Annotated in this window: 6 protein-coding genes; 5 read left to right on the top strand and 1 reads right to left on the bottom strand. The window is 73.3% G+C overall.

The window, feature by feature from the left end:
* Positions 1-309 precede the first annotated feature (309 nt).
* The 5 genes from ACFYS8_RS29580 (at position 310) to ACFYS8_RS29560 (ending at position 11,596) form a co-directional block, all read left to right on the top strand.
* A complete protein-coding gene (locus tag ACFYS8_RS29580) occupies positions 310-3,579 on the top strand; it encodes an FtsX-like permease family protein (RefSeq protein WP_387646649.1) in 3,270 nt (1,089 codons plus the stop codon).
* Positions 3,576-6,497, top strand: a complete 2,922-nt coding sequence (locus ACFYS8_RS29575; RefSeq protein WP_387646647.1) for a hypothetical protein — start codon at positions 3,576-3,578, stop codon at positions 6,495-6,497. The genes ACFYS8_RS29580 and ACFYS8_RS29575 overlap by 4 nt, the downstream gene beginning before the upstream one ends.
* Before the next feature lie 188 nt (positions 6,498-6,685).
* Positions 6,686-8,926 carry an ATP-dependent RecD-like DNA helicase gene (locus ACFYS8_RS29570; protein WP_387646644.1) on the top strand — a complete coding sequence of 747 codons (2,241 nt, stop codon included), beginning with the start codon at positions 6,686-6,688 and terminating at the stop codon, positions 8,924-8,926.
* Positions 8,927-9,110: 184 nt separating this feature from the next.
* Positions 9,111-10,400 carry a citrate synthase gene (locus ACFYS8_RS29565; protein WP_387646642.1) on the top strand — a complete coding sequence of 430 codons (1,290 nt, stop codon included), beginning with the start codon at positions 9,111-9,113 and terminating at the stop codon, positions 10,398-10,400.
* Between the two features lie 476 nt (positions 10,401-10,876).
* A complete protein-coding gene (locus ACFYS8_RS29560; protein WP_387646640.1) occupies positions 10,877-11,596 on the top strand; it encodes an SDR family NAD(P)-dependent oxidoreductase in 720 nt (239 codons plus the stop codon).
* A gap of 27 nt (positions 11,597-11,623) precedes the next feature.
* Here the strand turns inward: ACFYS8_RS29560 and ACFYS8_RS29555 are convergent, their stop codons facing one another.
* Positions 11,624-13,873 (bottom strand): heavy metal translocating P-type ATPase, encoded by a 2,250-nt coding sequence (locus ACFYS8_RS29555; protein ID WP_387646637.1) that lies wholly within the window; start codon positions 13,871-13,873, stop codon positions 11,624-11,626.
* Positions 13,874-13,904 lie beyond the last annotated feature (31 nt).

Genomic DNA, 13,904 nt, shown 5'->3' with positions numbered 1-13,904 from the left:
GATGGTACTGCAGGGGGGACCCTGTGGGAGAGTAGGACGCCGCCGAACAATCATTCAGGGAAAGCCCCCCGCCTTTTGGCGGGGGGCTTTTTCGCATTTCCGGGGCATTTTCGGACGCCCCTCGGGGCGGGCGGGTGGAACGAGTCCGGTCTGTGATCGGTGGGCTGTTGTCTGGGCCGGGGGGTGGCGGCAGACTGCCCGTCATCGAGATTGGTCCAGACCACCGGCGGACGGGAGGGCTTCGGGGGAATGGGAGCGGACGGGTGGGGTTCGCCCGCGGGGGTTCGGCGGGCGGGGCAGCACGGGGTGGTGCTGGGAGCTGCTGCGGTGACGGTGCTGGTGGCGGTGGCGGTGTTGACCGCGCTGACGGCACTGACGGGGAGTTCGGTGACGCAGGGGATGCGGCACCGGTTGGCGGCGGATGCGCGGTTCTCGGTGTCGCTGTCGGGGCGGTACGCCGAGGGCGGGGACACGGCGGCGGATGCGCAGGTGCGGGCGGCGTTGCACCGGGCGTTGCCGGGGATGCCGGCGGAGATCGAAGAGGCGCTGCACGGGACGATGCCGTTGCGGACGCCGCTGCCGAAGGTGGCGGGGGCGGACTCGTCGCCGCTGGGGTTGGTGATGGCGCCGCTGGCGGTGACGGAGCCGCAGCGGGTGGCGGAGTTGGCGCAGGGGGCCTGGCCGACCGGGCTTGAGCAGGTGGCGGTGTCGGAGACGGCGGCGCGTCTGCTGGGGGTGTCGACGGGGGCGAAGTTGCCGTTGGCGCTGCCGGCCGGCGGGACCTTGTCGCTGACGGTGAGCGGGGTGTACCGGGAGCTGCCGGGGGCGGCGCGGCTGTGGCGGGCGTGGGGTGCGACGTCTGCGGTGGAGTCGCCGGAGCGGCTGGTGCTGGCGTCGCAGGAGTTGCTGCGGACGCATCCGCTGCTGCACGACCAGGTGGACGTGCAGTGGACGGCGGCGCCGGAGCCGGGGCAGGTGCGGCCGGAGGGGCTGGGGCTGCTGCGGGACCGGGTGGAGCGGCTGACGGGCGGTGATGTGAACCGGGCGGTGTTCCGGGGCGCGAGCCCGTCGCTGCAGGGGTTGCGGGCGTCGAGCGATCTGTCGGCGGCGTTGAACGATCTGCGGTCGCCGATGATGGTGGCGCGGTCGGGGATGCTGGTGCCGGTGACGATGCTGGCGGTGCTGTCGGCGGTGACGATGGTGCTGACGGCTCGTCAATTGACTGATTTCCGGCGGGCGGAGCTGCTGTTGCAGCTGGCGCGCGGTGCGGGTCGGGCCCGGCTGTTGGGTGCCGCGGCGGTGGAGTGGGCGCTGTGCACGGTGCCGGCGGCGCTGCTGGGGGTGTGGGTCGCGGGGCCGTTGCTGCGGTTGCTGGAGCGGCTGGGGCTGCCGGTGGACGGGGCGGCCGCGGAGGCGACGGGCGCGGCGGCCTGGGCGGTGGCCGGGGTGGCGCTGGTGCTGCACGGATGTGCGGCGCTGCTGCCGGTGCTGTGGACGGCGGACGGCGGCGAGCGGGAGACGCCGTCGCGCAGTGCCCGGCGGGCGGTGGCGCAGCGGGCCGGGGCGGACCTGGTGCTGGCGGCGGTGGCGGTCCTGGCCTATCTGCAACTGCGGCAGTACCAGGGGCTGTTGAGCCCGGCGTCGAGTGCGGTCGGGTTCGATCCGGTGCTGGTGGCGGCGCCGGTGGTGATGACGGTGGCGGCGGCGTTGCTGCTGTTGCGCTTGTTGCCGCCGCTGGGTCGGGGGTTGGAGGCGTTGGCCCGGCGCGGGCGGGGTCTGGTGGCTCCGCTCAGCGGTTGGCAGGTGAGCCGGGGCCGGGCGGGTCAGGCGGCGCCGGTGCTGTTGATGGCGTTGGCGTTGGCGGTCGGGGCGTTGACGACGACGGCGATCGCGGGTGAGGGGCCGAGCGATCGGGACCGGGCGGCGTTCGAGCTCGGGGCGGACCTGCGGGTGACGGGTGGTGAGCTTCCGGCGGGGGCGCGGCTGGCGGCGCTGTCGGCGGTGCCGGGGGTGGCGGCGGTGACGCCGGTGGCTTCGGTGGCGGGCCAGATCCAGGGGTCGCAGGTCTCGGTGCTGGCGGTGGACACGGCGGCGGTGGGGCCGGTGGCGACGTCGGAGCGGACGGCGCCGGGGGCCTGGACGCATGCGGTTCCGGCGGTCCGGGCGGATCTCGAACAGGGCGCGCTGGCCGACCAGTTGGCGTTGCTGCGGGACGACGAGGTGCCGGTGCACGGGATGCCGCTGGAGGGGCGTCCGTCGGAGCTGAAGGTGCGGGCGGCGGTGTCGGCGGCGGACCGGGTGGGCCAGGTGTGGCTGGTGGCGCAGGTGGAGGACGCGAGTGGCCTGGTGACGCAGGTGCAGGCGGAGCTGACGGCGGACGGGGTGGCCCGGTCGGTGTCGCTGCCGTTGGCGTCGGGGACGTTGCACTATCCGCTGCAGGTCACGCAGTTGGGGGTGCGGAGTGCGGCGCGGGGTTTCCCGCGGGCGACGCTCCGGCTGACGGTGTCGGCGGTCGAGGGGGCGAGCGTGCCGCCCGGCGCGAGCTGGGTGAACGTCACGCGCGGGGACGTCCGGGTGGCGGGCATGGGGTGCCCGGGCGTGACGGATCTGGGGGACCGGCGGGTCGAGGCGGGGGTGTGCGAGGTGTCGAAGCCCGAGGGCGGGCTGCTGTCGGCGGTGGTGCGCGGGGCGGATCCGACGCAGGGGGAGGCCTTGGACGGGGTGTCGTTCGGACTGCTGCCGCCGGGGGCGCCGAAGCGGGTGCAGGGGATGCCGGTGACGGGGTACCTGGTGCCGGCGCTGGTGAACGAGGCGTTCGCGCGGAAGATCCGGTTCGGGATCGGTGGCGAGGTGCGGCTGATGGGCGGCGCGGAGGACCTGTTCGGGCTGCGGATCGTCGGGGTGCTGCCGGAGCTGCCGGGTGGCGGGGACCGTGACAAGGCGCAGGTGCTGGTGGATCTGCCGGCGTTGTCGGCGGCGCGGTCGGGGCTGGGGCTGCCGCCGGTGACGGACGGGTCGTGGCTGCTGGCGGCGCAGTCGAGGGCCGGCGCGGAGCAGGCGGAGCGGGTGATCGCGGCGGATCCGCGGCTGGGCCGGGTGGAGAGCGTCCGGTCGCGGGCGGCGGCGCTGGCGGCGGATCCGTTCCGCTCGGGTCGGCGCAGTGCGCTGGTGCTGTCGTTGGCGCTGTCGCCGGTGTTCGCGGTGGCCGGGTTCACGGTGCACGCGGTGGGTTCGGCGCGCTCGAGGCGCCGGGAGTTCGCGGTGCTGCGGGCGATCGGGGTGCGGCGCCGGCAGTTGGCGGGGGTGCTGCGGCTGGAGCAGTTGGCCGTGGTGGGTTTCTCGGTGCTGCTGGGTGGGGCGCTGGGTGTCGCGCTGGCGGCGGTGGTGCTGCCGTTGATCGTGGTCGACGGGAGCGGCCAAGCGGTGTTCCCGTCCATGGAGTTGACGGTGGGCTGGGGCTGGACGGCGGCGGTGGTGCTGGCGACCGGCCTGGGGGTCGGCACGGTGGTGCTGGTGCTGTCGCGGATGTTGGCGCGGGTGGATCTGGCGCGTGAGCTGCGGGCGGGGGAGAGCGGATGAGGGGCCTCGGCGGGTTCGGTGGCTGGCGTCCGGCGCTGCGGGAGGCTCGGACGGGGTGGCCGGTGCTGGTGGTGCTGACGGCGCTGGCGGTGGTGCTGACGGTGGTGTCGCTGCTGTGGCCGCCGGTGTTCGACGGCCTGGCGACGAAGGAGCTGAGCCGCCGGCTGACGGTGGCGCAGGTGGACGGGCCGCTGGTGATGGCGCGGGCGTCGCTGAAGGCGCCGCGGAACTTCTACGGCAATTCCACGGCGCCGCAGTTCGGCTCGTTGGACAGTGACCTGACCCGGGTCGGGGAGACCCTGCGGCAGGGGGCGTCGGGGGAGTTGGCGCACACCCTGGTGCGGGTGTCGGGCTGGGCGCAGAGCGAGGGCATGAAGCTGTCGGGAGCGGGAGTGCCCGAGCCGGACGACAGTGGCACGTCGGTGTCGCTGGCGTACGCGCAGGACGCGGCGGACCGGGTGCGCTGGACGGCGGGCCGGGCGCCGGCGCAGCCGGACGGGGCGAAGGAGGCTCCGATCGAACTGGGGATGTCCCGCCAGGGGTTGGAGCAGTTCGGGCTGACGGTCGGGCAGCGGGTGAAGCTGGAGGGGCAGACGGAGGCCACCGAGGCGGTGGTGGTCGGCGAGTTCGAGCCGCTCGACGGCGCGGACGACCTCTGGCGTGAACTCCCCTTGCTGAACTCGCCGTTGTACGCGCCGGAGCCGAACGGGTACGTCCGGTACGGGCAGGCGCTGGTGGCTCCGGCGGGGCTGGAGGCGCTGGAGGCGCGCGGGTCGCTGTCGGTGTCGGCGACCTGGGCGTTCCAGGCGGCGCAGCAGCCCTGGGGGACCGGTGGCACGGCTGCGGGTACGCGTGAACTGGCAGTCGGGGCAAAGGGGTTCACCAGGTCGGCGGTGGACCGGGTGTGCGGCGAGATCGTCTCGGATTCGCTGCCGTGCCCGGCGGGGGTGCGGACGGTGTCGCCGCCGCAGGTGCAGGAGCGGCTGTCGGTGCTGATGGACCGGTTCGCGGAGCAGCGGGCCCGGACGGTGTCGTTGCAATCGTTCGCGCTGGCCGGGCTGTTGGCGATCGGGGTGTCCACGGCGGTGGCGGCGGCCCGGCTCGGGGCGCGGCGCCGGGAGGCGGCGCTGACGCTCCAGCGGGCGCGCGGGGCGGGTGAGATCGCGCTGGCGGCCGTGCGGGCCCTGGAGGCCGTTCCTGCGGTCCTGGTAGGGGTGTTGGCGGGTTGGCTGGCGTCCCGGTCGCTGGCGGGGGAGCGGCCGCTCGGTGCGTGGTGGCCGGCGCTGCTGGCGGCCCTGCTGGTGGCGGGCGCGCCCGCGGTGGCGGTGTGGTGGCAGGGTCGGGCGGTCCGCCGGGCGGGCCGAGAGCCGGTGCAACGGCGGGGCCTGAAGCGGGCGTTGGGCCTGTCGGCGCGGGTCGTGGTGGAGGGCACGGTGCTGGCGCTGGCGGCGGCGGGCGTGCTGCAGTTGCGGCTGCGCGGCGCGGTGTCGGCGGCGGCGACCGACCCGGATGCTCAACTGGCCCTGGTGCCGGTGGTGTTGGGCCTGGCGGCGGTGGTCGTGGTGCTGCGGGTGTACCCGGCGCCGCTGCGGGTGCTGACCGGCTGGGCGCGGCGGCGGCGCGGCACGGTCGCGCTGGTCGGCCTGTCGCAGGCCGGGCGGCGTTCCGCGGCGGCGGCAACGGCGTTGCTGGTGCTGGTGCCCGCGCTGGCCTGCGCGGTGTTCGGCGCACTGGTGTCCGGGACGGTGCGGCAGGGCCGGGTGGAGGCCGCCGAGTGGCGCACCGGCGGGGACGCGGTGGTCCTCGGGCCGTCGCAACGCCCGTTGCCACTTGAGGAGTTGGCGAAGGTGCCGGGCGTCGGCGGGGTGCTGCCGGTACGCGGCGGGGTGGCCGTGCTGACCGCCGACGAGGACGGCTCGGTGGTCAAGGGCGTCGGCCTGGTCGGCGTCGACCGGGCGGCGCTGGAGGCGGTGGAGCCGGGCTCCCCGGTGGCGGCGGCGCTGTCCGGCGGCGCCCTGTCCGCACCGCTCGCCGCGCGCGCGGAACTGCCCGCGCTGGCCGACGCGAAGACCGCTGCGCGCTACCCCGAGGGGTCGTTCGACGCGGACGCCGGGGCGACCAGGTTCCGGGTCCGGATCGTCGGCGTGCTGCCCGCCGGGGCGGACCGGGACCGGGCGATCGGCCCGGTGGTCGGCGACGTCGCCACCGGCCCGCTGCTGGTGTTCGGCGGGCCCGCCGCGGACCGGCTGCCCCGGCAGACCGGGCAGCGCAACGCCGCGGTGCTGTTCGCCGAGCCCGGCCGGCCCGGCTCGCCGGCCGGTGCGCAGCGGATCGACGGGGCCCGGCTGCGGGCCGTGGTCGCGGCCTCGGCGGCGACCGGGGGCGCGGGTGGCGCAGGGGCGGCCGGTGGTGCGGTGCTGCGTGGGGCGCCGGTGGAAGTCCGCGATCTGGCAGGGCAGTTGAGGGAGTCGGCGGACGACGGGCTGGTGTCGGCGCTGGAGCTGGCGTTCCGGACGGCGGCGGCGATCGGGCTGCTGCTCGGGCTGGCGGCGGTGGTCCTGGAGCTGCTGCTCGGCTCGGCGGAGCGCGGGCGGATGCTCGCGTACCTGCGGACGCTGGGGCTGGACGGGCGCTCTGCGGCGGGCGTCCAACTGGTGCAGCTGCTCCCGGTGATGGCGGCGGCGGTGGTCGGCGGGACGGTGCTCGGCCTGGGGCTGCCGTGGCTGCTCGGGCCGGCGCTGGAACTGCGGGCGTTCACGGCGGGGCCGGGGGCGCCGGCGTTCGCGCCGGACTGGCTGACGATAGCTGCCGCCGCTCTGGCGCTGCTGGTGCTGGTGCCGTGTGCGGCGGCGCTGGAGGGGGTGACGGGGCGGCGGCGGGTGCCCCAGTTGCTCCGGCTTGGTGAAGGAGCGCAGTAGCCGGTTCAAAAACGGACAGTGCAACGGGGTCGTGCGTCGTCGGCGTGCGGTCCCGTCGCGCTTGGCTGCGCAGTTCCGCCCCCTCGATTTGCTGGGGGGACCCCTGGCGGGGCGCGAAAGTTAGGGGTGTCAGTGGCGCGCGGTAGGTTCATCGGTGCGATGTGTCCTGATTGTGGGTGAGGTGTCCGTTGCAGTTGGCGCAGGTGGAGGGGGTCCTGGAGCGGGTCACGTACGCCAATGAGGACACGGGGTACACGGTGGCGCGGGTGGACACCGGGCGTGGGGCGAATGATCTGTTGACGGTGGTGGGGGCGCTGCTCGGGGCGCAGGTGGGGGAGAGCCTGCGGTTGTTCGGGCGGTGGGGGTCGCATCCGCAGTACGGGCGGCAGTTCACGGTGGAGAACTACACGACGGTGCTGCCGGCCACCGTGCAGGGCATTCAGCGGTACTTGGGTTCGGGGTTGATCAAGGGGATCGGGCCGCGGTTCGCGGAGCGGATCGTGGAGCGCTTCGGGGTGGAGACCCTGGAGGTGATCGAGAACGAGCCGAAGCGGCTGATCGAGGTGCCGGGGCTGGGGCCGAAGCGGACGAAGATGATCGCCAAGGCGTGGGAGGAGCAGAAGTCCATCAAGGAGGTGATGGTCTTCCTGCAGAGCGTCGGGGTGTCGACGTCGTTGGCGGTGCGGATCTACAAGCAGTACGCGGACGCGTCGATCGGGGTGGTGAAGAACCAGCCGTACCGGCTGGCGGCGGATGTGTGGGGCATCGGGTTCCTGACGGCGGACCGGATCGCGCAGGCGGTGGGTATTCCGCACGATTCGCCGGAGCGGGTGAAGGCGGGCCTGCAGTACGCGTTGTCGCAGTCCACCGACCAGGGGCACTGTTATCTGCCGGAGGAGCGGCTGATCGCGGACGGGGTGAAGCTGCTGCAGGTGGATGTGGGGCTGGTGATCGACTGCCTGGCGGAGCTGGTCGCGGCGGAGGGCGTGGTGCGCGAGCGGCTGCCGGGTGGGGACGGGCTGGAGGTCACCGCGGTGTATCTGGTGCCGTTCCACCGGGCGGAGATCTCGCTGGCGGGCCAGTTGCTGCGGCTGTTGCGGGCCGAGGAGGACCGGCTGCCGTGGTTCCGGGGGGTGGACTGGCCGGCCGCGCTGAGCTGGCTGGCGAAGCGGACGGGGGCGGAGCTCGCCCCGGAGCAGGAGCAGTCGGTGCGGCTGGCGCTGACCGAGCGGGTCGCGGTGCTGACCGGCGGGCCGGGCTGCGGCAAGTCGTTCACGGTGAAGTCGATCGTGCAGTTGGCGCTGGCGAAGCGGGCGAAGGTGGTGCTGGCGGCGCCGACGGGGCGGGCGGCGAAGCGGTTGGCGGAGCTGACCGGCGCGGAGGCGTCCACCGTGCACCGGTTGTTGGAGCTGAAGCCGGGCGGGGACGCCGCGTACGACCGGGACCGGCCGTTGGACGCGGACCTGGTGGTGGTGGACGAGGCGTCGATGCTGGATCTGATCCTGGCGAACAAGCTGGTCAAGGCGGTCGCGCCGGGTGCGCACCTGCTGTTCGTGGGGGACGTGGACCAGCTGCCGTCGGTGGGTGCGGGCGAGGTGCTGCGTGACCTCCTGTCGCCGGGCAGCCCGATCCCGTCGGTGCGGCTGACCCGGATCTTCCGGCAGGCCCAGCAGTCGGGTGTGGTGGTGAACGCGCACCGGATCAACGAGGGCCTGCCGCCGCTGACCGACGGCCTGCCGGACTTCTTCCTGTTCGCGGAGGACGACACGGAGCGCGCGGCGGGCCTGACGGTGGACGTGGTAGCCCGACGCATCCCGCAGCGCTTCGGTCTGGACCCGCGGCGCGACGTCCAGGTGCTGGCACCGATGCACCGCGGCCCGGCGGGGGCGGGCGCGCTGAACACGCTGCTCCAGTCGGCGGTCACGCCGGCTCGCGAGGGCCTGCCCGAGCGGCGTTTCGGTGGGCGGACGTTCCGGGTCGGCGACAAGGTGACGCAGATCCGGAACAACTACGACAAGGGGCGCAGCGGCGTCTTCAACGGCACAGTGGGCGTCGTGACCTCGCTCAGTGTGGACGATCAGCGGCTGACGGTGATGACCGACGAGGACGAGGAGATCCCGTACGACTTCGACGAACTCGACGAGCTGGCGCACGCGTACGCGGTGACGATCCATCGTTCTCAGGGCAGTGAATACCCGGCGGTGGTGATTCCCGTCACGATGTCGGCGTGGCCGATGCTTCAGCGCAACCTGCTGTACACCGCGGTGACGCGGGCGAAGAAGCTGGTGGTCCTGGTGGGGTCGCGGAAGGCGATCGGGCAGGCGGTGCGGGCGGTGAGCGCCGGGCGGCGGCACTCCGCGCTGGACCACAGATTGGCCTCGGGGCGTGGTTCAGGGGGTACGGTACGGGCAGAGGTTGTCTTGACGTGAAGAGATTTAGGGCGGAACCTGGTCTGGTGCCGATCTTGTCCGGTTCACACCGGCTGCGGCAGCAGAGTTTGTAGGCCCTGGTCCTTTCCCGGGTCACCCCCGGTGCGCGGCCGTCCTTCGGATGGGGGATCGTTGAGACAGTCAGGGCAGCCGGATGAGGATCAATTTCGTCGGTGAGGAAGACGTGAGCGACAAATCGGTAGTACTGCGGTACCAGGACGGCGAGTACGAGTACCCCGTCGTCGAGAGCACTGCGGGCAACGCCGGCTTCGACATCTCGAAGCTGCTTCCGCAGACCGGCCTGGTCACCCTGGACAACGGTTTCGGCAACACCGCCGCCAACAAGTCCGCGATCACCTTCATTGACGGTGACGCCGGCATCCTGCGCTACCGCGGCTACCCGATCGAGCAGCTGGCCGGCGAGGCCAACTTCATCGAGACCGCCTACCTGCTGATCAACGGCGAGCTGCCGAACGCGGGCGAGTTGGCGACGTTCAGCAACGAGATCACCCAGCACACCCTGCTGCACGAGGACGTCAAGCGCTTCTTCCAGGGCTTCCCGCGGGACGCCCACCCGATGGCGATGCTGTCCTCGGTGGTCGGCGCGCTCTCCACCTTCTACCCGGAGAGCCACAACCCGTTCGACGCGGACCAGCGCCACCTGTCGACGGTGCGCCTGCTGGCGAAGCTGCCGACGATCGCGGCGTACGCGTACAAGAAGGCGATGGGCCAGCCCTTCGTCTACCCGCGCAACGACCTCGGCTATGTCGAGAACTTCCTGCGGATGACCTTCGCCGTCCCGGCCGAGGACTACGAGCTGAACCCGGTCGTGGTCAACGCCCTGGACAAGCTGCTCATCCTGCACGCCGACCACGAGCAGAACTGCTCCACCTCGACGGTGCGCCTGGTCGGCTCCTCGCACGCCAACCTGTTCGCCTCGATCTCGGCGGGCATCTCGGCGCTCTGGGGCCCGCTGCACGGCGGCGCCAACCAGGCCGTGCTGGAGATGCTGGAGCAGATCAAGAACGACGGCGGCGACGTCGACGCCTTCATCCGCAAGGTGAAGAACCGCGAGGACGGCGTCAAGCTGATGGGCTTCGGCCACCGCGTCTACAAGGCGTTCGACCCGCGCGCCGCGCAGGTCAAGGTGCTCGCCCACGAGGTGCTGGCCCAGCTCGGCAAGTCCGACGAGCTGCTGGAGATCGCCCTCAAGCTGGAGGAGCACGCGCTCAAGGACGACTTCTTCGTCTCGCGTCGCCTCTACCCGAACGTGGACTTCTACACGGGTCTGATCTACCGCGCGATGGGCTTCCCGACCAGCATGTTCACCGTGCTGTTCGCGCTCGGCCGGCTGCCCGGCTGGATCGCCCACTGGCACGAGATGATCAAGGACCCGACCAGCCGGATCGGCCGCCCGCGGCAGATCTACACCGGCGTCGAGATCCGCGACTACGTGCCGCTCGACGGCCGCTGAGCGAGCCGCGACCGAACGAAGGGGCCCGGCCCCCGGCCTCCCGATGAGGGAGGCGGGGGCCGGGCCCCTTTTTCGATGCCGTGGTGCTGGTCGTTGGGGCGCACGGCGCCCGGGACGGACCCCGGGTGGGGAACGGCCGCTCAAAGCAATCCCCGGGCTCCCGGATCCGGCCCGGCGCCGTGCGCGAGGGCCGTCGACGAATCGACGACCGTCCGGGGCCCGCCGGAGCCCCGCTCTACAAAAGGTAAGACGTAACAGGGGGCGCAGAGTTACGCCAGGGGGGTGTGAGTTGCCTCTCTCCACTCTCCGTGTGCATCCGCGCACCCGGACGGCGGAGCGCATATCACACCGCACGGTGAGCGCGCGACGTCACCCACCCCGCAGACACCGCAACCCAGCGTGATAGGAATCGTGGCAATCCGGTACGGACCGCCTGCCATCCGCTGAGCGGTGAACGGTCAGGGAGGGAGTCCGCTATGGCCAGGAACGTTGTTGTCACCGGTGGAGGAACCGGCATCGGCCTCGAGGTGGCCCGGCGCTTCGCCGAGGCCGGCGAGCAGGTGGTGATCGTCGGCCGCCGTCCCGGCGTCCTCGACCACGCCGCCGCCGAACTCGGCCCCAACGTCACCCCGTTGGTGTGTGACCTCGCCGACCCGGACGCCGTGGAGGCCGCCCTGGCCGAACTGCCCGCCCGGATCGACGTGCTGGTCAACAACGCCGGCAGCCGGGAGACGGTGTTCGGCGCCGGCCCGCACGCCGTACTGGCCCGCTGGCGCGGCGACTTCGAACGCAACGTGCTCACCGCCGTGCTGCTCACCGAGTCCGTCCGCGACCGGCTCACCCCCGGCTCCGGCCGGGTCATCACCGTCTCCTCGATCGCCGCGCTGCGCGGCGCCGGCTCGTACGGGGCGGCGAAGGCCTCGCTGCACGCCTGGAACAACTTCCTGGCCGCCCAGCTCGGCCCGTCCGGGATCACCGCCAACATCGTGGCGCCCGGCACGGTGGCGGGCACCGAGTTCTTCGGGCCGCGCCTGGACGAGGCGGAGGTCGCCCGCCGCTCGGCGCGCACTCTGCTCGGCCGGATCGGCGAGTCCGGCGAGGTCGCCGCCGCCGTGTGCTTCCTCGCCTCCGAGGAGGCCGGGTTCATCACCGGCGAGATCCTGCACTGCAACGGCGGTGAACTGCTCGGCCGTTGACCGGGCGGTTGGTGCTCAGGCCGGTGCTCAGGCCGGCTGGAAGCGGCGCAGCCGCAGGCTGTTGGTGACCACGAAGACCGAGGAGAACGCCATGGCGGCGCCCGCGATCATCGGGTTGAGCAGGCCGGTCGCCGCCAGCGGCAGGGCGGCGACGTTGTAGGCGAAGGCCCAGAACAGGTTGCCCTTGATGGTGGCGAGGGTCCGGCGGGAGAGCCGGATCGCGTCCGCCGCGGAGCGGAGGTCGCCGCGGACCAGGGTCAGGTCGGCGGCCTCGATGGCGGCGTCGATGCCGGTGCCGATGGCCAGGCCCAGGTCGGCCTGGGCGAGGGCGGCCGCGTCGTTGACGCCGTCGCCGACCATGGCCACGGTGCGTCCTTCGGCCTGGAGGCGCCGGACGGTGGCGACCTTGTCCGCAGGCAGCACCTCGGCGATCACGTCCTCGGTGGGGATGCCGACCTCGGCCGCCACCGATTCGGCCACCAGCCTGTTGTCGCCGGTCAGCAGCACCGGACGCAGACCCAGGGCCCGCAGTTCGGCGATCGCCTCGGCGCTGGTCGGCTTCACCGCGTCCGCGACCTCCAGCACGGCGCGCGCCGCGCCGTCCCAGGCGACGGTGACGGCGGTGCGGCCGGCCCGTTCGGCGGCGGCCCTGGCGTCGGCGAGGGCGGGCGGCAGGGGGGTGTCGGCGAGCAGCGCGGCGCGTCCGGCCAGCACCTGGTGGCTCTCGACGGTGCCCCGCACGCCCAGGCCGGGGACGTTCTCGAAGCTCTCGACCGGCTTCAGCTCGCCGAACTTCTCCTGCGCGGCGGCGGCGACGGCCTGGGCGATCGGGTGCTCGGAGGCGTGCTCCAGGGCGCCGGCCAGCCGCAGCGCCTCGTCCGCGGTGGTGCCCTCGGCGGTGTGGACGGCGGTGAGGGTCATGCGGCCGGTGGTGACGGTGCCGGTCTTGTCGAGGACGACGGTGTCGACCTTGCGGGTGTTCTCCAGGACCTCGGGGCCCTTGATCAGGATGCCGAGCTGGGCGCCGCGGCCGGTGCCGACCATCAGGGCGGTCGGGGTGGCCAGGCCGAGGGCGCAGGGGCAGGCGATGATCAGGACCGCGACGGCGGCGGTGAACGCCTCGGTGGGACTGTCGGTGACCAGCAGCCACCCGACCAGGGTGGCGAGGGCGATCAGGATGACGGCGGGCACGAAGACGGCGGAGATCCGGTCGGCGAGGCGCTGGGCGGCGGCCTTGCCGTTCTGCGCGTCCTCGACGAGCTTGGCCATCCGGGCGAGCTGGGTGTCCGCGCCGACCCGGGTGGCTTCGACCACCAGCCGGCCGCCGGCGTTGACGGTCGCGCCGGTGACGAGGTCGCCGACGGCGACCTCGACGGGCACGGACTCGCCGGTCAGCATCGAGGCGTCCACGGCGGAGCTGCCCTCGACCACGGTGCCGTCGGTGGCGATCTTCTCGCCGGGACGGACCACGAACCGGTCGCCGACCGCGAGCCGGTCGATCGGGACGCGGGTCTCGCGGCCGCCGCGCAGCACCGCCACGTCCTTGGCGCCGAGGTCGAGCAGGGTGTGCAGGGCGGCGCCGGCGCGGCGCTTGGAGCGGGCCTCCAGCCAGCGGCCGAGCAGGATCAGGGTGGTGACGGCGGCGGCGGTCTCCAGGTACAGGGTGGAGGAGGCGGCGGTGCGGTCGACGGTGAAGGCGAAGGAGTGCCGCATGCCGGGCATCCCGGCGTGCCCCCAGAACAGCGCCCACACCGACCAGCCGAAGGCCGCGAGGGTGCCGAGCGAGACCAGGGTGTCCATGGTGGCGGCGCCGTGCTTGGCGTTGGTCCAGGCGGCGCGGTGGAACGGCCATCCGCCGTAGACGACGACGGGGCCGGTGAGGGCGAAGGACAGCCACTGCCAGTTGTCGAACTGGAGGGCCGGGACCATCGAGAGCAGCACCACCGGGAGGCTGAGCACGGCGCTGATCAGCAGCCGTTCGCGCAGCGGGTCGGGCTCCGGCGCGGGGGCCTCCGGCTCGGGCTCGGGGGCCGGCGGGAGTTCGGCGGTGTAGCCGGTCTTCTCCACGGTGGCGATCAGGTCGGCGACGCTGGTGCCGGGGCCGAAGTCCACCCGGGCCTTCTCGGTCGCGAAGTTGACGCTGGCCTCGACGCCGTCGATCCGGTTCAGCTTCTTCTCGATCCGGGCGGCGCAGGACGCGCAGGTCATACCGCCGATCGCCAGTTCGACGCGCTCCCGGGGCCCGGCGGGGGCGGCGGGATCGGTGGTGGTGCTCATCGGCTCGTTCTTTCTCGGCGGCGGCGCGGGG

This window comes from Kitasatospora sp. NPDC004615 (assembly GCF_042873545.1).
Lineage (GTDB): Bacteria > Actinomycetota > Actinomycetes > Streptomycetales > Streptomycetaceae > Kitasatospora.
The sequence above is the reverse complement of the archived record's forward strand: the minus strand, read 5'-3'. Positions and strand labels throughout refer to the sequence as shown.